This is a genomic window from Pseudomonas sp. 1 R 17 (assembly GCF_900067035.1).
Classification (GTDB): Bacteria; Pseudomonadota; Gammaproteobacteria; order Pseudomonadales; family Pseudomonadaceae; genus Aquipseudomonas; species Aquipseudomonas marginalis.
Window position 1 is genome coordinate 273,999 of sequence record NZ_FKLB01000019.1, and the last position, 23,012, is coordinate 297,010.

Sequence of the window (23,012 nt, forward strand, 5' to 3'; positions counted from 1 at the left end):
GCGACGTCTGTGCACAACTAAGCAAAACCCACGCCGCTGGACACTTCCTCGACCTTCAATGAACCCACCCATTGAACCAAGAGGATACCCAGCACGAGCGCGAACGCGTTGACCATCGTCAGCCAGCGGACAACTGCTCAGGCTTATTGATGAACCCGCCGCTCGGTGAATTCATAATCACCCTGGCAATCGCTGGTGGGGTCCGCTGCCACACTCACGTAATGCACGGTGTCCGGGTCCACCAGCTTATAGGTGTACACATCCGGCGAACGCACCCCATCGGTGCGCAACTCGTTCTTACCGTCGGCCGCCGACCACGACCCCTGCTCGGTCCGAATCACCTGCGTCTGCTGCGCATCGCGAAAGAAGGTAATGGTGAAACGGCCATCGGCCTTGAGGTGGTTGGTCCAAGACAGGAACTGACAGTTGCCGGTTTCCGAACGCAGGCCTTTCCAGGTACCGACCAACGCGGGGTCGTTGCCGGGCTTGGTAGTGGAGCATGCGCTGAGAGCGGCGGCGAGGAGGATGAGGCACAGGGAGAGAATCCGTTTCACGTGGGGCTTCCTTAGGCAGGGATGAACTCAACATCGCACCGGCCAGACCGCCCGGCGACGAGGGAAGAATCCTACCCGCGCTTGCCGGAAAAAGGGGCGTTCGTGAAAAAAGCTCAGGTTCTGCAAAAATAGTCAGAATTCAGGGGTTTACAGAACGTTGCCAATCGCTATAATCGTCGCCCTAACACGCCGGTATAGCTCAGTTGGTAGAGCAACTGACTTGTAATCAGTAGGTCCCGGGTTCGACTCCTGGTGCCGGCACCATACAAGGTTCCAGAGAAAGCTTTCAAAATCTCTGGAACCCCCGAAAAACCCGCCTTCTGGCGGGTTTTTTCGTTTTGGCGTTCCGTCGGTTTCCGTCAGAAACTGGTAGATTCCAACCGTTTTAAGGGTAGAGTTTGGGATACAGGTCACTTCGATAAAAGGGAGTACCCTTATGTCGCGCACCACAGCTCCGCTCTCCGACGCAGCTTGCCGCTTGGCAAAACCTACAGACCGCGCCTACAAGCTTTTCGACGGCGATGGCCTCTATCTCCTAGTCCAGCCCAATGGCCGCAAAGGCTGGCGGCTCCGTTACGTCAAACCTGACGGACGCGAAGGACTGACCTCGTTCGGCAACTACCCCGTCATTGGCCTCGCTGATGCGCGCCGCAAGCGCTTGGAAGTTAAGCGAATGCTGGCGGATGGCGTTGATCCTATAGAGACCAAGCACCAAGCCAAGGCGGAAGCTGTGATCAAAGGCAGAACCTTTGAAAGCGTTGCGCTGGACTGGCACACGGAAATGTCGGCCAAGTGGGCACCAGGCCATTCCAAGACTGTGATGAGTCGCCTCAAAACCCACGTGTTCCCGCTGATCGGCGCAAGCGCCATTGTTGATCTCGACACCCATGACCTTATGCAGCCCTTGGAAGCGATCAAGAAGCGCGGAACGATCGACGTTGCTTTAAGGGTACAAAACTACCTGCAGAGCATCATGCGCGAGGCAAAGCGCCTCCGGCTTATCACCGCAAATCCTGCTTACGACCTCGAAGGCTTGATCAAAGCCCCGCGGGTGGTACATCGCCCCGCTCTACCCTTATCGCGGCTGCCGGAACTGCAGGAGCGGATCGACACCTATAAAGGCCGGGTACTTACCCGTCTGACGGTGATGCTGTCGCTGCATGTGTTTGTACGATCCAGCGAGTTGCGTTTCGCACGCTGGAGCGAGTTCGACCTCAAGCGCGGCACCTGGGAGATACCGGACACTCGACCCGCGTTGGAGGGAGTACCCTTTTCCACAAGGGGTACGAAGATGGCAGGGGATATCCATCTTGTACCCTTATCGCCGCAAGCGGTGACGCTACTCGAACAAATCCATACGCTCACAGGTAAATTCGCATTGGTCTTCGCAGGTGATGCCAAACCCTGGAAGCCCATGTCCGAAAATACAGTGAACAACGCGCTACGGACGATGGGATACGACACCAAAACTGATATCTGCGGACATGGGTTTCGTTCGATGGCCTGCAGCGCACTGATCGAGTCAGGATTGTGGTCGGAGACAGCCATTGAACGGCAGATGAGCCACAAGGAGCGCAACAACGTCCGTGCCGCTTACATCCACAAGGCCGAGTTCATTGAGGAGCGCAGGCTGATCATGAACTGGTGGAGCCGGTACCTGGAGGCCAACCGGCAGGAGCATGTCACTCCACACGAATTCGCGAACCAGACCGGACCGAACGTCACTCGCTTAAAAGCAAAACGTGGCGCAACCGAGTAAGCGCTCGACCTACAGGCCACAGCTCCGCAAAAGGAATATGGTTTTTTATTGATTACGGCTTGAATGCACGTCGAATAGCAAGGCCTTTGACGACTGGCTGCATTCGCCCTTAACCGGTCGAAGTGAAGCCGACGTACGCATTCCCACAACATAGACCGGACCGTCCACGCCGTCCGACCTAATCACTTGGGGAGAATTGCTTACTGTCCGGCTTTAAAAGTTATTGTTGCGACCGCTGCAGCGAAGGTATCACGGTCACATGCCTCTAGAATGTGAAGCGGTATTCCGAGCTCATTGCACACTAACTCCGCCTGAGCGCGCTCCGCGGCTAAGAATTGGATCGTATGGTCAATATCCACTTCCCGGCTATCACGTTCTCGTATGCGAGTCGCAATTGTATTAGCGTCCGCTTCCAGCAGTAAAACTCCATCAAGGCGAAGAGCCTTAAAGACGTTCGCGGCCAAAGGTGAAAACTCACCCTGAGCATCCAGCAACACAAAATGTCCGTCCAGCAGCAACCTAGTGCCGGCCTCATTGTGGCGAGTGACAGCATTCGCCAGTGCTATCTGATTGGCGTCCACATCGCCGACCCGTTTGTCCGTCCCCCAGTCCGGTAACGCGCGCTCCTCCTTGATCAGCTTACTGGCTGAGGTTTGCATTAGGCCTAAGGCCTTAGGAAGTTGAGAGGCGAGGAAAGTCTTACCGACACCGTGTACACCTGCGACGAATATGTTCATACAGATCCCTCCGATGGAAACATGGCGCGCATTACGCGTGGGAAATCGTTCGGACCCAGATAGAGAAAGGACTGAGGCGGTGTGAAGTTCGCGAAAAGATCCTTCGGATCGACCTGAACTTCGGCGATCTTTATGCGCTGGATCATCACACCGAACGCAGTCTTCTTCCCTTTGACATAAGCCTTGAGTTCGTCATAGGTCACGCCGCCCCCGTTGGCATCTGCCAAGGTCCACAGACTCTCAAAGTCGCACTCCTCAATCCGATCGATAAAGGCTACTCCTACCAGCCTCTGCTTTGGTGCTGACGAGTACAACACCATGACGCCAATATCGTTGGACGGCCAGCTTCGACGTAACTCGACGCGCTTCGTCCCTGCAAGGATCAGGTCGGCGTATTTTGGCTTTATCGAAAGTAGGACAGCCCTACCGCTCGGTTGCTCGAATGATTCGGGAAAAAGACTCATCAGATATTTTCGTGATCGATTGAATGGGGCCCCTGACGATCCGCGAGCGCTTAAGGTCCGCATACTCTAGGGGGGGCTCGAAGTGACATATCAGCCGGAATAGCATCACCTTGGTCTCAGTCCTGGCCATTTCCTCTATTTGCTCATCAGAGTACACGGTTCTACGGCTCACAATCTGTGCGATATCGTCAGCCGCTTCCGACCACTCGTATCGCTCAACAACACCCAGTGTCGTCAGCGCACGCATGTCGCGACTGCGATAGAACATTACGACATCGCCTGGACGCGGCTGTTTGCTGGGGGTGTGACAAAGGTATGCGAGTTTGATCGCATTGCTGACATGCCTTTGCGGATGGTTATCAGGCAATGCATGCCCTGGACGCTGATAGTCCGGGAACAAAATGTCATGGTACTGAGGCTGAATTGGCACTATAAATTTATGGACATCATCACCGCCCATGTAATGCGGATAATAGCGCTGGACGTACTGGAACGGGTCCATCTGCAGCGGAGGCGGGGCGACAGGATGCGCTTTTACGTAAACTGCGTCCCCTTGGTAAAGCCCCTCGTAGCGAAAACCGAAGTCTTCAATCAATGTGATCAGTTGTGACTGCTGAACGTTGTTAGCGTGCAGAAAAATCGACTCACATTGGTGGTTTGTCGCGTACTTGAAGGCAGCCCGGAGAAACAACTCTCCGAGTTTCCTTCCACGAACGGTTTCGCCGACCTTGAACGTACAAAGCTTCAATGCCCTGCCGACAAGCACCTCACCATCGTCCGTTACAGCCTGGTCGGCCTGAACAGCGTAAATACAGATAGCCGCTATAGCCTGATGAGCGTCTTCGCGATAGACCCAAGCACGACGCCCTTCCATGGCCTTCCGACGAAACCAATCGTTAAAACCATCGTAGCCCGCACGGATACTGTCGAAGAATGGCCCAGCCAGTTGGTGGGTCAACGTATGGATTTCAACGTCTTCAATGTGGGGGAGTCGCACCTCACCAGGCTCATGGAGCCGGCGCAGCCAGTCGTCCGCAGTCTGGATGAAGTACACGCGGCTACTCAGTCCGCGTGCCCGCGCCTTACGGTGCAACCCCTGATCCTCGGTCACCAAAACGTGCGCTGCATCATTCTCTAACGCGTAGAGAATTTCATTGTCACAAGCGTCGTTTACCGAAGTTTCAGGCGAGTTCCATGGACAAGCTGGCCCAGCCTGCAGTTGAGTGTACTGACCGAGCCTGGCCAAGGTGCGCTCGCGCCGAGCCTCATCAGTGTCACGCCTGATGTCCGCGGCTGACGCAGGGTGGTAAAGCAGTTGGTAGCCGTGCGCACTGCACAACCTAACGAAGTTTGTAAGACTGGGCTGCAGTACCACCATGGAGTCCTGAAGCGGGATCAGGATGTTGGTGTCTAACAAGAAACGAAGACGCAATGCCAAGGATGCCTCCAGGTGGCGCAGTCTAATGCACGACATTAGCTGTCGAACACGAGGTTACGCCCGTTGACTACTCTCGCCACTCAACCCAAGACATTGCTGATGGACTGATGTTATTTAGCCACGGAGTCTAGGCAGACAGCCGGTAAACCGCAACGCACATCGCTGCCGAGCCCTGAATAGAGAAAATACAAGCAGTCGGTCAGATGGGGCGGGATAACGCAGCGTTCGAAATCTAGATGATCCGCTTGTCCTCGCGGGTCCATCCAAACAGGGCTGCAAAGCCGCCCTGCTTGGATGGACCTCACTTAAAAAATCTAAAGCGCATGCAAACTGTCTGTGGAAAACCACAGATTTCCACCGGTGGATAATTTCATCCACAGCCGCAGAACTCCCGAAAATTCGAGCCTTGACCCAAATTATCCACAGGCGTAGAAAAGATCGGGCAAAACGCTGTCGTTGACAGCAACCCAGGTAGCCAGAACCTTTAAGGCTACGCCACACGGTGGTGGTTCTCCCAAAGTGCGATTAGCGTCCGGCGGCTCGCACGGTCACAGCGATGTGATGGATGCCTACTTTTACCAGCGTGCCCACTGCGGCAACTCATACCCTTTCATAGCTGCCCTGCAGCAACCTATCCGCTTGGCCATTTCATTGCGCCAACCTACGCCCGTCTCTTTCTCCTGGAAAGAGACGGGCGCTCCTACCGCTGCTGCAGCCCAACTCGTACGAGGCTTTACGGCATTTCCCCTCGTGACAATCGGCGTGACAAACACCGAAAAGTCACCAGCAACAGCGATGCAGATGATGGTGCCGCAGCCCACGGAATGGACTGCACCTGACTGACAGTCAGGCACGCCCCGGTCATCGCTTCACTGCCTTCACCCGACTCAGGATCTCGCGGCGCCGGTCTCGTCAGCCAGTGCAGTCTCCACCCGCCCACTTCTTCGGAAGTGTTCAGGAGACCAGGTCATGAGGTGCCCAAGCTCCCGGTCGTAAAGAGCCGTCAGTCCCGCGTCAGTGGACAACCCTCACAGGTCGCAGGGGCCTTGATCCCTGATAACACTCAGCATTCTTGGCGGGATGACGTGGGGATGGTTTTAAAAGTTTGGCTTCGAGAGGCGTTTAATCATGGCATTGGTAGGCAGACGGGATGGGCGGAATTTTGGCTATGGCCGGCAATTGAGCTACGCAGGACCGCAGGCATTGAAAGACATGTTCGGCGGCGGCCACTACGGCACAGTCAAAGCGCATTCTGATCGGTGGCAGGCATTTGTGAAGTGGTGCCGATCCGAACAGGGGCCCGGTATCAATGATGCGCGGCAGGTTGATCGGAAGGTATTGGCCAACTATGCGGCGTATCTCCGCGACCTGGTTGGGCGCGGTGACCTAGCCATCAGCACCGCGCAAAATCGGCTATCCAGCGTTAACAGGACTATGGCGGCGCTTCGCGGTGATCAATGTGTGAGATTGCCGAGTCCGAGCAAGGCGTTGGATATGCAGCGCACAGGGGGGCGTCACTCGATGCCCCAAGGCCAAGATCGAGAACAGGTTAAGCAAATAATCGATGCGCTCTGTAGTCGTGATCAGTTGCGGGCCGCAGCGATTGTACAGTTGGCGCGAGCCACCGGCATGCGTTTGCGTGAGGCCATTTTGGCTGACCTGCCACGGCTAAGCCTTGAGGCCAAGGACTTTGGCAGGGTCAACATTCAGGACGGTACCAAAGGTGGCCGCGCCGGTGCATCGGCGCCACGTTGGATTACGGTGAATGACCACATTCGAGGCGCGCTTGGATTTGCGCAGCAGGTATCGCCTGAAGGTAGCCGCAACCTGATTGCACCGAAAGAAAGCTACCTGAACGTTCTTCGGGAAGTCGTTCGCCCTGCCCGGGACGTTCTTCATGCACATAACCTCAAAGGCTTTCATGAGCTAAGGGCAGCGTTCGCGTGTGAGCGCTATGAGCAAATCACCGAGCACTACGCACCTATCAACGGTGGTGAATGTTGCAAGATAGATAAACGCCTTGATTGTGAGGCTCGAAGGCAGATCAGCTATGAGCTTGGACACGGGCGACTCGACGTGGCCGCTGCCTACATTGGGGGGAGAACATGAGTAAGCCATTCGATATGGAACTGTTCTTGGCTGGGATGCTGACCGGGTCACACGCGACGCGGCAACGCCATTTGCGGCAGGCGAAAATCATCCAAGCTGAAATCTCTGAGCGCTGGCAGCGACAGACTCCTTGGGCTTGGCAGAGAAAGCATGTGGTTTGGTTTCTTGAGCATCGCCTAAATCGGCGCAGCGAGTTGACGCGGTATTACTATTTGCTGACCATACGATTGCTCGCTCGTCGTTTAGAGAAACCATGGGTACTCATCCTCTGATCGAGGATCTGGTTTTGATAAACGCCATAAAAACTCTAAGATTAAAACAACACCACAGAACCACAAATCCTGACTATTGAATTAAAATCCAGTTCGCACCTTCATGTCCGCCCGATAAAAATTATCTCTAGGGAACACAGATACATACTCGAAACCGTCAACTTTATACCGCACCCAAATATTGTCCACGCTCTTATAAATCAGGCATCCCGTCTGACTCTCCTTATCGTTCACATGAACAATCACAAAATTGCACCCATTGGAAGCAGCAACCTCTCCACCGCTTTTCATTGCCGAGTTAAATAAATAATTTGAGAACCAAACGATAGACACCAGCAATAACACACCCTTCAACTGTGAGCACGCCAGCAGCAAATTCTCAGATCGTTCCGATGCAACTCGCTTCAAATACATAGTCCCCAAAAGCGCTAATAACACATAGAGAACAACAAAAAACAGAAGCGGATATACAACAGGACTTATAACCTTAATTATCTCTCTGCCGCCCTCAAAGAAAATTTGATCGACAGTAACATCAACAAACGCAGGATCAACATTTATGCTTCGAAAGTAGCCATTGAAATAGCCCCTTCCTGAAGCATATGTAATTGCTGTAAGGATGAATGCCCCACCTACAAACTCTAAGATTCCATTTCTCACTGGCATTACCTATTTCAAGTCTAGGCGAAATTGTTCACCCGCTCCGCCAAGCTGGTCCTTGAGCTGCGGGGATGATTCTGCTGACCCTTGGATATTTATCTGAGGCGAAAACGAGATAGATGGTAATGCGCTATCAACATTAGCTAATTTTAGATCAAGGCTAGAGGTCAAACTTGAAACTCCTTTCTTGTCCATGATCTGCTTATACTCCTCAAGCATTTTATCCATTTTATCCCTGTTAGCAGGTTTTGCTGTTCGCTCCTGGGACATATCTTCTTGTTGAAGAGTCGAAACTATTTCTTCAGAAAGACTATTCAGCGCGTCGGACCCGCCTTGACATCCAGTCAATCCAAAAGCTAGCAAAGCAGCTAAAATCCGAGCATAGACTTCAGGCCTTACACCATTCAACACCCTAACCGCGTGGTGAAAATACCCTGGCGACATTACTTCAGCTTGAGAGGTTAACCTCTCTTGGAAGTCAGCCCCAAGCAAGCTTTCCTCTAGCAGTTTTGCCAAGTCAAATCCTGGCAACGTGGGTTTTAATAGAGCGTCGGTAGCCAGCTGCGTGCAAACTACAAAGTCAAGCAACCTACACATATTACGAGTGCCGACGGGGCCACTTCTTGCAACGCGATTTGAAAAATAAACAACGTCGTGACGCACAAAAACAGGATAAATCAAGGAATAAATTTTATCCCAATACTCATCCAAACTAGATACTGTATTTCTGGCTAAAAGAGGCTTCTTCAGACCGGCGCTAAGAAGCTCACGCGAAATTGGTTTCCCCCAAGCCACATTTCTACGCAACTTAGAGTCCAAATACTCAACCTTTGACTCTTTCGCACCTCGATATATTGTATTTTTCAGCACAGTTTCGTCGATATAAGACTCCGACGTGAACTGACCAATAGCTATATGACTCTTACATAGAGTTACAACCAGATCGCCTACGCGCATTTCTTGCGCAAATTTATTAACTTGCGCTTCGCGATTGGCTAGAGACATTTTACTTTCGAAGTACTCTTCCTCGGCCAGCTCAACATCCGGCTCAAGATCAGGACTCGTATCATCGAGCTTCTTTAGCGCTGCTAATTGGGAGTCAAAAAAATTATCAGACTCGGCTTCGAGATACCCGCGCAAAACCTCCCTCGAAGGAATCTCTTTAAGCGCATGTTTTTTGATCAGCTTGTCGATATGAGCTATTGCAACAACGCCATGCTTCAGGAAATTCTGAAAATGCTTTCCGCCGGAAGCCCTAACCAACCATATGCGCTGTCCTTCAGGGTACACAAAGACTTTCGGCAGCACCGTCAATTCCCTCTGCAATATCACAATGATGGCGCAGTATAATTTTCATACAACAAAAAATGCAACACAAATCCCTGAGAATCTAGCCCACCCTTAACGACGAATTCAATGCCTAAAAATTTCACTGTGCGCTGGCGACCAAGATTTTGTACTAGATAGTATGCAGTCGAACATCCCGATGCATTGCAATATGAACTCAATACCAAAACCAGTCTTATAAAAAACTCCCAAAGCTAGTTATAAGCGATAATTATATAAGTGCTGAAATGCATATTCCACTGGCAATTCGATGGGCAAGCGTTGGTGATGGACCGCAATACCGGTGTTCGAGAGACTCTCTTGGGCATAGCGCTTATGCTTAAGCCTGAAGTTGGATATAGCGGCGGCGTGGAAATGCAGCGCTGCGAATGCTGGCTGATGCCGACCACAAGACGCTGCAATACATCGAGGGTAAGGCGTTTTTTACGATCCTGGTGTGGTGTTTTCTTGCTCCTGCGAACTATGAGGGAAGTGCCTGAGGATAGTTTTTGAGATAGAACAAGGTACCCCTAAAAATAAAATAATTATATGTCATATAGTTATGCAGGTTTTCGACTCCTGGTGCCACCATACAAAACAAAGCCCTCACAGAAATGTGAGGGCTTTGTTGTTTCTGGGTTGATACAACCCAGTCGCTCGCCTGTAAATCCTTCCCCAAACCGACAAACCGCTATTGGTGGCCGACTACCAGCCGAAGCATAACGTCCGCATACCATGTACACAGCGCATACAGAACACGTGTGGAACAACGTTAATGGCAGCTCTCCCGTTCTGTCTTTCCGAGTAAAGCCCGAACTTGTCAGCGAGTTGGATCAACTGGCGCGGGCGACCGACCGAGATCGTCAATCCCCCCCTGCAGCGGGCTTTGAGCCGCTACGTGACCGCTGAGTGCTGGCATTTAAAGCCGTGCAGGAAGACATTGCAGATACTGATGCCGGCAACGCCACTGATTGGGAATTGAGGGAGGCAGCCGTCTTCCACATTCTCAACAGCCTGGGAATGCTGGAGCGTTCCCTCATGCAGGGAAAGCGTCTCCAGTACTCGATTGCCGGGAGCTGGTTATCACTGCGTATCCGTATCGAGCGACCTCTAGTTTGCAAGGTGACCGCGAAGCGCACCACAGCACCAAGCCCCGTAACTCGGGGCTTGGTGCTATTTGGCGTTTGAATGAATATCGGCAACTGCAAGAAAATAAGGCGCACTATGCGATCCATAAACCCGACCGATCGTATGGCCGTGGTATGAAGTCAGGTATCCAAGTCGGATTCATGCTCCACTTGAGTTCTTACCCCAAATAACCGGTCGGCTATCTGCCGGCCTCGCTCCAGCCCTTCAGCCGTCAACCAAATCGATTTGTTCTTGTTCACCGGATTACTGATGAAACCATGTTCATGCAATCGGTTCATGGTCTCGAAGTCGAACCCTTTCCAAGCATTGCCGTTATCAAAACTGAAGGTTGCTAACAGGGCAAGCACGGCTTCTTCAATCAGTTTATCGTCGTATTCCATGATCGTTGCTCCGCTCGTGTTCTTTGAACTCACCGTAAACCCCACCAGCCATCAAGATGAATAGCGCGCTTAACTATGCGTCATCGGCGAGCAGTTCCAGGACAGTAAAGCTTCGTAATCCTCAACCGAAGAAGTCGTCAAGTGCGTGGCGCAGCCACGCATAGGGCTCTTGGCCGTTGGCTTTAGCCGTCTCGACCAAACTGTAAAGTTGAGCGCTGCCCGTCGCGCCTTTGAGCGTGTCGCTGAACAGCCAATTCTTGCGCCCGATCACGAAGGGCCGGATCGCACGCTCGGCGGCGTTGTTGTCGATCGGCAAGTAACCGGCTTCGGTGTAGCGCACCCACTTGCTCCCGTTGTTGCTCAGATATGGACGTAGAATTCCACCCCATCAAACAGGTGTAAACACTGTACAACCATGCGCCCGATCAATACGATGAGAAGCATTATCATTCACGCAGTGCGAGCCTCACATGCAGGATGCCAGCCCAACATCGTCCGTCGAACAGTTGTACGAGAATCATCACGGCTGGTTGCAGGGCTGGCTGAACCGGCGGTTGGGGCACAGTGCCGATGCCGAGGATCTGGCCCACGACACGTTCATCCGTGTGCTGCGCGCGCCTCAGCAGGTGTGCGAGTTGCGCCAGCCCATGGCGTTTCTCGCGGCGATTGCCAATGGACTGCTGGTCAATCGCTGGCGCCGCCAGGAGATCGAGCGGGCTTATCTTGAAGCGTTGGCTGCTCGGCCCGAAGGGGGGGAATCGTCACCCGAGGACCGGTATCTGGTGATCGAAACCTTGTTGCAACTCGACTCGCTGCTGATTGGGCTCTCTGAGCGCATACGGCAGATTTTCTTCATGTCTCAGCTCGACGGCCTGACGTATTCGCAGATCGCTGCGCAGTTGGGTTTGACTGTGGCTCAAGTGCAACGGGCCATGGGCAAGGCATTCAGTGTTTGCTATGCGAGCCGTTTCGAATGAGGGCCGAGATTAATCCGCAGGTGCGCGATATCGCCATTGATTGGCTTGTCAGGACGCAGTCCGGGCTTATGAGTGCGCCTGATCTGGAAGCATTGCGGTGTTGGCGCGAGGCGAGCGATGAGCATGAGCAGGCCTGGCAGCGTGTCGCCAGCTTGCCGCTGTTGCAGCAGCCCGGAGCGAATCTTTTGCGCGATGCCACCGCGCGCAGGGCACTGGCGTCGGCTGGGCCGGACATGCAGAAACGTCGGCAGTTACTCAAGCGCCTGTTGGTCCTTGGTGCGGTTGGCACAGTTGCCTGGCAAGGCGCGGGTTCCACGCCAGTGCGCGCCGCGCTGGCGAGCCACCGCACAGGAACAGGCGAGCGTCACCAGTGGGCCCTGGTTGATGGCAGCTCGCTATGGCTGAACACGGCCAGTGCGGTGAACCTGGATTTTAATGACCAGGTGCGGCGCATACAGATGATAGAGGGCGAGCTGGCCTTGAATGTGCGAGCAGAATCGCGCCCGCTGCAGTTGATCACGCCGGACGCGATCCTGCAGAGCCGCGATGCGCAGTTGCAAGTGCGCCATGACCGGCAGGGCACGCAGGTCACCGTCATGGGCGGCCAGGTGCAGGTGCACTCACGCGGCCAGCCAACGTCCTCTTCACTTGAGGCCGGATGGCAGGCACGGGTGGATCGCCTGGGTATCGGCGTACCGAGCCGTCCCGACCTGCTGGTCGCCCAAGCCTGGCTGCGCGGGATTCTGCCGGCGGATCGCCTGCGCCTGGATGCCTTGGTGGCGGAACTCTCACGTTATCGCCCCGGTGTTTTACGTTGTCATGAGCAGGTCTCAGGGTTACGCCTTACAGGCAGTTTTTCGCTGGATGACACCGATGCAGCCTTGACCCTGGTAGCGCGCACGCTACCGGTGCGAATCGAGCGCATGACGCGGTATTGGGTCTCGATCGTGCCCGCCTGAAATATTTTTTCCGCTGCACGATAGTTTTTTCGTACTCGCTTGGCCTATAGGGATCACCCACCCGCCAGAGGTGGGTCTTGACCCCTTAGGAGCCTCGTATGACTTCACCTTCCCGCGCCCTGCGTGCCCGTACGCTTGGGCTGTTGTTGCTCAGCGTGCAACCGCTTTGCAGCCCTCCAGTCTTTGCCGCGGGTAGTTCGCAGCATTACAGCATCGACGCTGGCCCCCTGGATTCTGCGCTGTCACGTTTCGGCGCACAGGCGGGGATTACCATGGCGGGCAGCTCAACGCTGACGGCCGGCAAGAAAACCCAGGGGCTGCAAGGCGATTTCAGTACTGAGGCCGGCCTGGCGCAGCTCTTGCTCGGCTCTGGGCTGACCTATGAGCGCCAGGACGACGGTAGCCTGCTGCTGGTACCGAGCAACGGCGACGTGCTGGAGCTAGCGCCGACCGCCATCAGTGGCACCGCCTACGACACCTCGTTAGGCCGCAACGATGGCCTGGTCGCCAGCCGGACCATGAGTGCCAACAAGACCGATACGTCGATCATGGAAACGCCGCAATCGATCAGCGTGGTCACCCGTAAGCAAATCGATGCCCAGCAGCCACAAAGCATCGGGCAGGTGCTGCGCTACACCGCCGGGGTCAATGGTGAAGCCAACGGTGTCGATACCCGGCGCGACACGATTAGTATTCGTGGCTTTGACGCGACGACTGGCGGTGGTATCTATCGCGATGGCCTGCGCCAGTACAGCTTTGCCAACCAGAGCCGTGCCGTGGGTGAAGTCTATGGGCTGGAGCGCGTGGAAGTGCTGCGCGGGCCATCGTCGGTGCTCTACGGTCAAAGCTCACCGGGCGGCATGGTCAACGTGATCAGCAAGCGTCCCACCGATGAGCCGCTGCATGAACTGGTGGCGCAGGCAGGCAGTTTTGATCGCAAGCAATTGGCTGCGGACTTCGGCGGGCCGCTTAGCGAGGACGGCGTCTTGACTTATCGCCTCACCGGGCTGTGGCGAGACAGCGGTACGCAAATCGACTACGCCCGTGATGACCGTCAATTCATCGCCCCGGCAATCAGTTGGCGCCCCTCGGACGACACCTCGCTGACGGTGCTGGCGTCCTTTCAAAAAGACCGCAATGTGCTGGGCTACTACGCGTTGCCCCGGGTAGGCACACTCGACAGCTCGCGTTACGGACGGATCGCTACGGATCGTTTTGTCGGCGACCCTGACTTCGACAAATATGATGTAGAACAGTGGTCACTGGGGTATCAGTTTGAACATCACCTCAATGATATCTGGACATTCCGCCAGAACGCCCGTTACAGCCGTTCCTACCAGGAACAGCGCACGATTTACCAATACGGCCTGGATGACGACCAGCGCACCGTGGGCCGCTTCGGTTATCTGGGCCACGAAAAGGTGAAGAATGCGCTGCTCGATAACCACTTCCAGGCCCAGTGGAACGCCGGCCGTTTCGAACATACAACGCTGGTCGGCATCGATTTGCAACACGCCAGTACCAACCAGTTGGGGGGTGGCAACGTGGTTGATCCCCTGGATGTGTATACGCCGGTCTATCACCAGGATTACAGCGACCTGGACGCTTTTTACGACATCAACCAGCGTCGTCAGCTTGACCAGGCGGGGGTGTATCTCTCGGAACAGCTCAAATTCGACGAACATTGGGTCTTCAACCTGGGCGGTCGCCAAGACTGGGCACGCTCGAAAACGGTCCATTACGCCACCGACACGGCGGCAGACCTCAAGCAGCGCGATCACGCCTTCACGTGGCGGACCGGTGTGATGTACCTGGCAGACAACGGCCTGGCGCCCTACGCGAGCTATTCGGAGTCGTTTTTCCCTAACATCACGGCAGTGGCGCGTGACGGCAGTGCCTTCGAACCCGAAACCGGTCGCCAGTACGAAGTCGGGATCAAATTCCAACCCAAGGGCAGTGACAGCTACGTGACCGTCTCGCTGTTCGACCTGACGCGGCAAAACGTACTGACTGCCGATCCTGCCAACAATCGTTTCTCGGTGGCGACCGGAGAAATCCAGTCGCGCGGTATCGAACTGGAAAGCAAGGCGCAGGTGTCCGATGCGCTGGAGTTGATGGCCAACTACAGCTATTCACACCTTGAAATTACCCGCAGCAATACGGCCGATGAGAAAGGCAATCAACCTGGCAATACCCCTGAACAACTGGCCTCGCTCTGGTCGCAATACACCATTCAGGGCGGCGCGCTATCGGGCTTGGCGATAGGGGGAGGAGTACGCTATGTCGGCAAGAGCTATATCGACTCGCAAAACAGCGAAGGCATTCCCCACTACACGCTGTTTGACGCCAGCCTGAGCTACGACCTGGGCAAGCTGTCTTCATCCTATGCAGGGGCGAAGCTGGCGCTCAATGCGTCCAACCTGACCGACGAAACCTATGTGTCCCAGTGTGGTTACACCGGCGACAGCTGCAAATACGGGTATCGCCGAAATGTGACCGGGTCGGTGAGTTACAACTGGTAAGCACCCCCTTGGCGACCGGATCGGCACGTAGCGCAATTGCCAGACAAAACCGCTTTAGTACTCGATATTTCAACAGCGTCGTCCGATAGAGGGCGTTGACAGCGGACTGCTTTCGGCAGCCTGCTGCCTGCTGCCACGGCAGCTTTTGGCGGATTCCTGCCTATTCTCTACGGAAGGGATGATCGACAACGTTCGAATTCAGGAGGTTTACCATTCGTTAATCGCATCAACGCCCGGTCGCTACCTTTAAGGAATAACTGAAAAATCAATCGATCTATTTTCCCGATTGCTCCTCACCGCTCACCACGCTAACCTCCCCCCGTCGCTGCCAATTCAGCGATCGGGCCTGAGAACCCGGCAAGATGCAGGCGCACCAAGCGCCCCCAACACCCGATTTTGAAGGCGTTTTTTTTTCGCCTGAAAATTCGTGCAATGGCGGCTGTGCGTGGGAGACCTTCGGGTCTGCCGGGTTCCTGTATCTCCGGTTTCTCAGCCTGCGCACAGCTGCCACCCATTCGCCTGAGAACGAACGTGGTAGCTCTCACTCGATATGGGAGTTTTACCAATGAACGCTCCAAATCCCTCTGCGTTAACCACCCTCGGCGTCACCCCGTTCTCCTTTCACTCCGACCAACCTCTGTTCCGCGTCAACAGCGGTGTTTCCCTGCATGAAGCCTTGCATCACGTTTCCGACTTGCTCCACGTTGCCAAGCTCCTCGCCGAAGATGCAGCGATGACGAAGCAGACGGACCGTCATGACTGGGCATCGCATTACTTGCAGGAGATGAGCAAGGCGGTGATTGATGATGGGGTGAAGGTGTTGGAGTCGCCTGGGAATACCGGGCTGTAAGTAGGGCTGTGAAGCGGCCCCAAAACCAGGCGCTTAGTTTTAACAGAAAAATCTCAGTGTCTTTATTGGGGCTGCTGCGCAGCCCGGCGCGGGGCAAGCCCGCTCACCACAGAGTGGTGTGCCCGCATTTGAGAGTGGTGTAGATACCCAGGGGCGTTTTTTTCGGTATAAACCTGAACATCCCTGCGTTGTGAACGGACTCCCATGAACGCTCTCAAACTGATCTGCCTCCTCATCGTTTTCCCGCTGTTGCTGGCCGCCCTCGGTGGCTGGGAGCGTCAGCGTGCTGACGAAACCACCACGGCGCTGGTCGATTACCACATCACGGTGACTACCGCTAAACAGCAACTCCAAGCGCTGGCGGCGAAGGAGCCGACGGCGACGGTCGATCTGGTCGATGAAAAAATCAGCGTGCAAATGGCCCTCTCGCGTCTGGAAAAAATCGAAGCCGAGCTGCCCATTGCCCACCGCGTGAACGGTGCGATGCGGGTCCTGACGCCGTGGGTGATGGGCTTGGGGCTGTTGGCGGCGTTGATTGGTACGGCTGCGTTGGCAGGTACGTACTGGGCCGGGCGGCGGGCACGGCACTCACGGGAGAGGTTATTGCAGGTGTTCTCCCTGGGCAGCCGCCTTTTGCCCTACGTGCTGGTGGGCCATGTGGTGGCGGTGGCGGCGGCCGTCGCGTTGGCGTTGAGTTTCGAAGGCTTGGGGATGTGGCATATCGGCCGGCTGGGCAGTGGCGAAGTCAAGCTGATGGCGGTGCTGGGGGTGATCGCGGCGTTCTGTGTGTATTCGATCTGGCAGTTGCTCAGACAGCTGCGCCCTATGCTGGGGATGTTCAAGCCCGAGCCGCTGGAGATGTTCGGCCAGGTGGTGACGCCCGCGCTGGCTCCAGGGTTGTGGCGCCATGTGGACGAGCTGGCGGGTCGGCTCGGTGCGCTGCCACCGGACCACATCGTGGTGAGCCTGGCCCAGGGCTTTTACGTGACCTCCAGCGCGGCCACTGTGCAACCGGCGAATACTTTGCTGCAGGGGCGCACCTTGCATGTGCCGTTGCTGTATCTGGGCCTGCTGAGCCGTGAAGAAATCAGCGCGGTGATCGGCCATGAGCTGGCGCACTTTGTGGGGCAGGACACGGAATACAGCCTGCGCTTTTTGCCGATCTACGATGGGGTCAATCGCAGCCTGGAGGCGCTGCTGCAAACCCTGCTGGGCAGCGATTTGATCCAAGGCTGGCTGATGCGCCCGTCGTTGCTGTTCGGGGTGTTTTTCATGCAGCGTTTCGATCACGCGGTTAACCACTGGAGCCGTGAGCGCGAATTGCTGGCGGACGCTGCCGGCGCGCAGTTGGTGGGCCCTGAGGCGGCGGCTTCGGCGTTGTTGCGGATGTCGGTGTTGCAGCCGCACGTTGATGATGCACTGTTGGCGTTGTGTGAGGCAGGCACGGCTACAGACCTGCCCGACGCCGTGTTCACGAGCTTGCGTGAGTGTGAACTGCAACCATCAGCCGAAGCCCTGGAGATTCATCAACCCCATCCCACCGACTCCCACCCCTCCAATGGCGAACGCCTGCAGGCGCTGCACGTGCCACTGGACGATACCCTGCGCGGCGCCACCCGCGAGGTGGATAGCGACGTAGCGAATGCGCAGATGGATGCCTATTTCAGCGCACACCAGGCACTGCGCGAGCAGCTGTCTCGCGACGTGATGGACATGGCCGTGTCGGAGAACAGCGCGCACACCCAGCTGCTGGAAACCTTGGCCGCTTCGGCCGAGGGTGAGCGCCGCCTGCATGAAGGCGGCCAGTGGCGCGGGGTGCTGATGGCGGTGTCGGGCCTGCCCTTTGTGCTGGCGGCCCTGTTTATCCTGAGTCGAGTCTGGCTCGCCCCGGAGCGTTTGAAAGGTACGCCGCTGTCGGCAGTCGGCGCGGGCGCGTGCCTGGGTCTTATCGGGCTGGGCCTGCTGTGGCTGGGCATCCGTCGATTCAAGCGCGCGCCGCAGACCGCGTTGCGCCTGACACTGGAGCATTTTGTGTTCAATAACCTGGCGCAACCGCTGCCCATCGAACATATCGAGGAGATCACGTTGCAGTTTGTCCAGGGCATCTGGGTAACCGTCCAACTGACGCCCGAGGCGCCGTTACCCGTAACGCGCAAGACCGCGTTCGGTGTACCCGGCGTGCGGGTCAACAAGAAGAAACGCCAGGTACTGCTGCTGATGGCACAGCTGTGTATCGACAATAAAAAGATCGAACCCTATGAGGGGTTGTCCTTGATGCTCGACTACAGGAATGCGGCGTTGGCGCGCAAGATTTTGCAGAGCCACGAGGACTGATGCACCCCCATAAAAAAACCCCGAACCAGTCGGGGTTTTTTATCGCCTGGAATCAGGCGCGACGTGTGATCACTTAGAAAACGTTGATCGGGTAGTCGGCGAACAGACGGATTTCGTTACCGCCTACGTTGTACTTGTCGGCATTGCTGGAAACGCGCAACCAGGACGCACGAGCACGCAGGCTCAGGTCTTTGGCCGGGCCGCTCTGCACGACGTATTTGAACTGGTTGAAGATCTCGCGCTCGGTGCCATTGCCACGGTTGGAACCGTCGTCAATGTTGGTGCCGCGCACGTAGGCCACGTTGTAGGTCAGGCCAGGCACGCCGAAGGTGCTGAAGTCCAGGCCGTAGCCGGCCTGCCAGGAGCGCTCGTCCTTGCCGTTGAAGTCGGACCAGTAGGAGTTGGCCAGCAGGATGGTGTTGCCGCCGTCGCCGATGCCGCCAGCGTTGCGGTAGCCGCCGTACAGGTAGCCGGTGTCGCCCGTGCTGCGCTGGTGAGCGACGGTGAAGCTGTGCGGGCCGACAGCCCATGTGGCGCCCAGGCTCCAGATCTTGTTGTCGCGAGCGTCTTCGCTGCCTTGGTTTTCCAGGGCGAAGCTCTTGTCCAGCTTGGTCTTGTAGCCATTGAAGTCAAAGGTCAGCGACTGTTTCTCTGGCAGGGCCAGCACGTAGTTGACGTTGACGTATTGCTTCTTCAGCACGTCTTGCATGTCGGAGGCGTACAGCGCGGCCGACAGGTTTTCGGTGAATTTGTAGCTGCCACCGACGTAGTCGATGCTTTTCAGACGGCCGCTGTCGGTACCTTCGGCGCTCTTGCGAGCTTCCTTGGTGAAGTGACCGGCGTCGAGTTGCAGGCCGGCGATCTCTTTGGAGACGATCGACGTACCCGTGAACGTTTCGGACAGCAGACGGGAGTTGTCGTAGGCCAGGACCGGAACGTTAGGGAACTGATCACCGTACTTGAGCACCGTGTTGGAGACGCGGAACTTGACCGCTGCGCCGCCTTTGGCCAGGTCGTGTGGTGCCGAGCCAGGGTTTGCCGAGCCATCTGGGTTAGTGGTGCCATTACCCTGCTTGAAGAAGTCGATCCCCCCCGCGCCGGCGCGACCTTGGCCACCGTCCAGACGGATAGCATATTGGCCGATCACGTCCACACCCACACCGACAGTGCCTTGGGTGAAGCCGGACTCGAACTTGCCGATGAAGCCTTGGCCCCATTCGGCTTTGTCTTGCTTGCCGTTTTTGTAGTCGCGGCTGATGTAGGCGTTACGGGCCGCGATGTTCAGGTGGCTGTCTTCAACAAAACCCTTGGATTGCTCCTGGTCGTTTGCCATTGCTGTCGATGCGCTCAAAATCCCCAGAGCGATCAGACTCATCCGTTGCTTCAACATTTTTTGTATTCCTTATTACGGGTTGAGTACGCGCGATGACACCAGGCTCCATGTCGCTTTTCTGGTGTCGACTTTTCCGAAAAAAGAAGGCCCGCGGACGACTGAACATGCCGCGGGCCTTTTCTTATTGGATGAGTCATGGCTGTTAGCCACAGGCGTTGGGCGCAATCCTAGTCGCGCGTTGAACTATGTGTCAATTTCGTGAATCGTCTGTATTTAGGCGAAATAATTCTAAGCAAAGGCCTACTGCCTTTCTGAAAACGACCAGATTCTGTCTTTAACGACCCATGAAACACATCTCGTAACATATTTCAAAGCCGATACGTTTGGTAATGGATAACGCGCGCAAATGCAAAGCATTACCATTAGCGTGCTTTTTCCTGCCAAACCCTTTGGATGCATTCCACCATGCCTGCCCTTCGCCTGATGCCCATGACCCTTGGGCTTTCTGTTCTGCTGTCTGCCGGTTTTGCCTGTGCGGCCACCACCTTGCCCGAAACCTCGATCAGCGCCGAAGCTGACGAAGACGACCCGCGCGTCAAGGAAACCAGCACCGCGACCCGCACCGCCACACCGGTACGGTATGTGCCCCAGGCCATCGACTCGGTGAAGACCGAAAGCCTGCGCGCCTACGGCACCAACGACCTGGGCCAGGCCTTGAGCGGCATCCCCAACGTCAGCAGCGGCGCCGACACGCGCTTCGACAGTCTGCGCATCCGTGGTTTCGACGCGAGCAACGACTTCTACCTCGATGGCATTCGCGACGACAGCCAGTACGTGCGCGACCTGCACAACATCGAGCGCATCGAAGTGCTCAAAGGCCCGGCAGCCGTGCTTTACGGGCGAGGCGGCCAGGGCGGGATCGTCAACCGCGTGAGCAAACTGCCAACGGCCGGGCGCAAGTCGAGCATCGAGGCCCAGGGCGGCAGCAACGATTTGCGCAGTGTGTATGCCGACCTGAGCACCGACCCCACCGACAACATCAGCCTGCGTCTGAACATGGGCAACCAGGACAACAACAGCTTCCGCGACGGCGTCAGCGGCAATCGCCAACTGTTCGCGCCGTCCATGAGCTGGCAGCTCACCCCGGATCTCAATTGGCTGGTGCAATACGAATACAGCCGCTACAACCGCACGCCGGATCGCGGCATCCCCGGCGTAAACGGCCGCCCCGCCGACGTCAGTCGCAGCACCACCTACGGCGACAGCCGCGATTACATCGACGACAAGACCCAGTCCCTGCGCTCCAAGCTGGCCTACGAACTCAACGACAACTGGCAACTGCGCCAGACCCTCGGCGTGTTCAAGCTCGACAGCGATTTCGACAACACTTACCAGACCGGCTATAGCGCCGCGACCAATCGGGTGACGCGCCAACGCTGGCAGCAAGACCTGACCACCCTCAACGTCTTCAACAACGTCGAGCTGGAAGGAGGCTTCAACACCTTCGGCCTGGAACACCGCCTGCTCACCGGCGTGGAGCTGGGCAGCCAGCGCCGCGATCCAAAGCTGTACACCGCCACTGCTGTGAACCGCGGTGGCCAGGCCGTGCCAGCCCTGGACCTCAACCAGCCCAACCGTCGCCTGAGCCACACCGGGCGCATGAGCGTATCGAGTAACAACCACACCGAAGTCGAAAGCCGCGCCCTGTATGTGCAAGACCAACTGCGCCTGAACGACCAGTGGCAAGTGCTGGCCGGCCTGCGTTACGACCGTTTCGAAGTGGACACCAAAAACAAACTGCTCAATACCCAACAAGACGTCAAAAGCCACAGCACCAGCCCGCGCTTTGGCCTGGTGTGGACGCCCCTGGAACACCACTCGTTCTATGCCTCGTGGAGCAAGACCTTCTCACCGGCCGGTGGCGGCCTGATTGGCATCACCCCGAACGCCGCCGGCAGCGTCAACGACCTGAGCCCCGAGCTGACCAAGCAAAAAGAGATCGGCGTAAAAAGCGACTGGCTCGATGATCGCCTGAGCACCACCCTGGCGGTGTACGAACTGGAACTCTACAACCGCCGCACCAGCGACCCGCTGGACCGCACCATTACCCTGCTCAGCGGCCTGCAGCGCTCGCGCGGCGTGGAGCTGACAGCCACCGGCAAGATCGTCGGCAACTGGTCTGTACGCGGTGGTGTCGGCCTGCAGGATGCCAAGGTCGAGAAGGACAACAACGGCTTTGAAGGCAAGCGCGTCAGCGACGTGGCCAAGCGCAATGCAAGCCTGTTTGTCACCTGGAAACCGGAGATGGGCTGGTACGCGGAAACCGGTTTGACCCTGGTCGGCGACCGCTACGCCGACAGCCTCAACACCGTGGTGCTGCCGGGTTATGGCAGTTGGGATGCGTTGGTCGGGTTCCGGCAGAAAGAATGGGATGTGCGCGCGGCGCTGAACAACATCGCCGACAAGACCTACTACGAATCGGCGACCAGTGTGGCGCAGATTCAGCCGGGCGATCCGCGTAACCTGGTGGTGACAGGCACCTACAGCTTCTAACCCGATAAACCCGTAGAGGTCGTCTCAAGCAACACCACACAAACCCCGTAGCAGCTGCCGAGCGCAAGCGAGGCTGCGTAGGGCGCGCAGCCGATTCAATCTCGAGTCGCGGCCGACGCAGCCTCGCTTGTGCTCGGCAGCAGCTACGGATTTACGCGGTGTTGGATAGACGGTATCTACGACATCAGTGGTGATTGTTCAGTTTTCAATCAACTCGCACAACGCGTGCATTTCATCCTCGCTGAACAACCCCACCGGGTAGCGTTCACTCATCACACTGCGCAAATCCGGCTGCTGCCTGACTTGTCGCGAGCCGTTTTCCTTCAACCAGAGCCCCAGCGCATGGATCGCGTCACCGTCAACCCGCGAAGGGTGGAAGGTGCGCGTGTACATCGGGTTGATATTGGCATTCATTTCGGCGCTCTCTCCTGCTGCGTGAGCGGCTAACTTACTCAAGGTTTATGACAGAACTGTGCGGTCATCACCCTGGGACACTGGGGCAACACCGATACAAGAGCTATGCCAATGTCGCGTGTTTATAGGTGGGCGGACACAAAAAAGCCCACGACCGTGATGGGCCGCGGGCTTGCTGTAGGGGCCGACACCGAGGAGCGCCCGGCTGCCGGAAAGGCGTTG

At 56.4% G+C, this 23,012-nt stretch carries 18 protein-coding genes, 1 tRNA gene and 1 pseudogene; 10 read left to right on the top strand and 10 right to left on the bottom strand.

Features of this window, described 5'->3' with window-relative positions; all coding sequences use genetic code 11:
• Positions 1–143: 143 nt before the first annotated feature.
• Entirely contained in the window at positions 144–554 is a 411-nt protein-coding gene (locus BFP99_RS04320; protein ID WP_065946689.1) for a hypothetical protein, read from the bottom strand.
• 188 nt (positions 555–742) lie between these two features.
• Here BFP99_RS04320 and BFP99_RS04325 point away from each other — a divergent pair.
• A tRNA-Thr gene (locus BFP99_RS04325) sits at positions 743–818 on the top strand.
• A gap of 172 nt (positions 819–990) precedes the next feature.
• Positions 991–2,313, top strand: a complete 1,323-nt coding sequence (locus BFP99_RS04330; protein WP_065946690.1) for a tyrosine-type recombinase/integrase — start codon at positions 991–993, stop codon at positions 2,311–2,313.
• Positions 2,314–2,513: 200 nt separating this feature from the next.
• Here BFP99_RS04330 and BFP99_RS04335 read toward each other — a convergent pair whose 3' ends face one another.
• Genes BFP99_RS04335 through BFP99_RS04345 form a run of 3 tightly spaced genes read right to left on the bottom strand, consistent with a single transcriptional unit; the run spans position 2,514 to position 4,952 of the window.
• Entirely contained in the window at positions 2,514–3,050 is a 537-nt protein-coding gene (locus BFP99_RS04335) for an ATP-binding protein (protein WP_065946691.1), read from the bottom strand.
• A complete protein-coding gene (locus tag BFP99_RS04340; protein WP_065946692.1) occupies positions 3,047–3,514 on the bottom strand; it encodes an ASCH domain-containing protein in 468 nt (155 codons plus the stop codon). The genes BFP99_RS04335 and BFP99_RS04340 overlap by 4 nt, the downstream gene beginning before the upstream one ends.
• Positions 3,474–4,952 (bottom strand): GNAT family N-acetyltransferase, encoded by a 1,479-nt coding sequence (locus BFP99_RS04345; protein ID WP_200889127.1) that lies wholly within the window; start codon positions 4,950–4,952, stop codon positions 3,474–3,476. Before BFP99_RS04345 ends, BFP99_RS04340 begins: the two co-directional genes overlap by 41 nt.
• A gap of 1,128 nt (positions 4,953–6,080) precedes the next feature.
• Here BFP99_RS04345 and BFP99_RS04350 point away from each other — a divergent pair.
• Together BFP99_RS04350 and BFP99_RS04355 are read left to right on the top strand one after the other, a co-directional pair.
• Positions 6,081–7,061, top strand: a complete 981-nt coding sequence (locus BFP99_RS04350) for an integrase domain-containing protein (protein WP_065946693.1) — start codon at positions 6,081–6,083, stop codon at positions 7,059–7,061.
• Positions 7,058–7,333, top strand: a complete 276-nt coding sequence (locus tag BFP99_RS04355) for a hypothetical protein (protein WP_038998267.1) — start codon at positions 7,058–7,060, stop codon at positions 7,331–7,333. The genes BFP99_RS04350 and BFP99_RS04355 overlap by 4 nt, the downstream gene beginning before the upstream one ends.
• 81 nt (positions 7,334–7,414) lie before the next feature.
• Here BFP99_RS04355 and BFP99_RS04360 read toward each other — a convergent pair whose 3' ends face one another.
• The 4 genes and pseudogenes from BFP99_RS04360 to BFP99_RS04380 all read right to left on the bottom strand — a co-directional run.
• Positions 7,415–7,999: a hypothetical protein gene (locus BFP99_RS04360; RefSeq protein WP_065946694.1), complete on the bottom strand. Its 585-nt coding sequence runs from the start codon at positions 7,997–7,999 to the stop codon at positions 7,415–7,417.
• Between the two features lie 3 nt (positions 8,000–8,002).
• Entirely contained in the window at positions 8,003–9,301 is a 1,299-nt protein-coding gene (locus tag BFP99_RS04365) for a hypothetical protein (RefSeq protein ID WP_138725635.1), read from the bottom strand.
• Positions 9,302–10,587: 1,286 nt separating this feature from the next.
• Entirely contained in the window at positions 10,588–10,848 is a 261-nt protein-coding gene (locus BFP99_RS04375) for a DUF6429 family protein (RefSeq protein WP_065925781.1), read from the bottom strand.
• Between the two features lie 69 nt (positions 10,849–10,917).
• Positions 10,918–11,215, bottom strand: a pseudogene (locus BFP99_RS04380) (transposase); the annotation flags it as partial.
• A gap of 103 nt (positions 11,216–11,318) precedes the next feature.
• Here BFP99_RS04380 and BFP99_RS04385 point away from each other — a divergent pair.
• From BFP99_RS04385 to BFP99_RS04405, 5 genes are all read left to right on the top strand, one after another.
• Complete coding sequence (locus BFP99_RS04385; protein WP_065925783.1) at positions 11,319–11,825, top strand: sigma-70 family RNA polymerase sigma factor; 507 nt, start codon at positions 11,319–11,321, stop codon at positions 11,823–11,825.
• Positions 11,822–12,784, top strand: coding sequence for a FecR domain-containing protein (locus BFP99_RS04390; protein ID WP_065925784.1), 963 nt, complete (start codon positions 11,822–11,824; stop codon positions 12,782–12,784). Before BFP99_RS04385 ends, BFP99_RS04390 begins: the two co-directional genes overlap by 4 nt.
• A gap of 98 nt (positions 12,785–12,882) precedes the next feature.
• A complete protein-coding gene (locus tag BFP99_RS04395) occupies positions 12,883–15,306 on the top strand; it encodes a TonB-dependent siderophore receptor (protein ID WP_065925785.1) in 2,424 nt (807 codons plus the stop codon).
• A 565-nt stretch (positions 15,307–15,871) separates the two neighbouring features.
• Positions 15,872–16,156 (top strand): DUF3077 domain-containing protein, encoded by a 285-nt coding sequence (locus BFP99_RS04400; protein ID WP_065946697.1) that lies wholly within the window; start codon positions 15,872–15,874, stop codon positions 16,154–16,156.
• A gap of 204 nt (positions 16,157–16,360) precedes the next feature.
• Positions 16,361–18,490, top strand: coding sequence for a M48 family metallopeptidase (locus BFP99_RS04405; protein WP_065946698.1), 2,130 nt, complete (start codon positions 16,361–16,363; stop codon positions 18,488–18,490).
• Between the two features lie 73 nt (positions 18,491–18,563).
• On the opposite strand, the gene BFP99_RS04410 is transcribed toward BFP99_RS04405, so the two are convergent.
• Positions 18,564–19,880, bottom strand: coding sequence for an OprD family porin (locus BFP99_RS04410; protein ID WP_027605121.1), 1,317 nt, complete (start codon positions 19,878–19,880; stop codon positions 18,564–18,566).
• Between the two features lie 408 nt (positions 19,881–20,288).
• On the opposite strand from BFP99_RS04410, the gene BFP99_RS04415 reads away from it, so the two are divergent.
• Positions 20,289–22,376, top strand: coding sequence for a TonB-dependent receptor (locus BFP99_RS04415; RefSeq protein WP_065946699.1), 2,088 nt, complete (start codon positions 20,289–20,291; stop codon positions 22,374–22,376).
• 198 nt (positions 22,377–22,574) lie between these two features.
• Here BFP99_RS04415 and BFP99_RS04420 read toward each other — a convergent pair whose 3' ends face one another.
• A complete protein-coding gene (locus BFP99_RS04420; protein WP_065925789.1) occupies positions 22,575–22,790 on the bottom strand; it encodes a hypothetical protein in 216 nt (71 codons plus the stop codon).
• Positions 22,791–23,012: the final 222 nt, after the last annotated feature.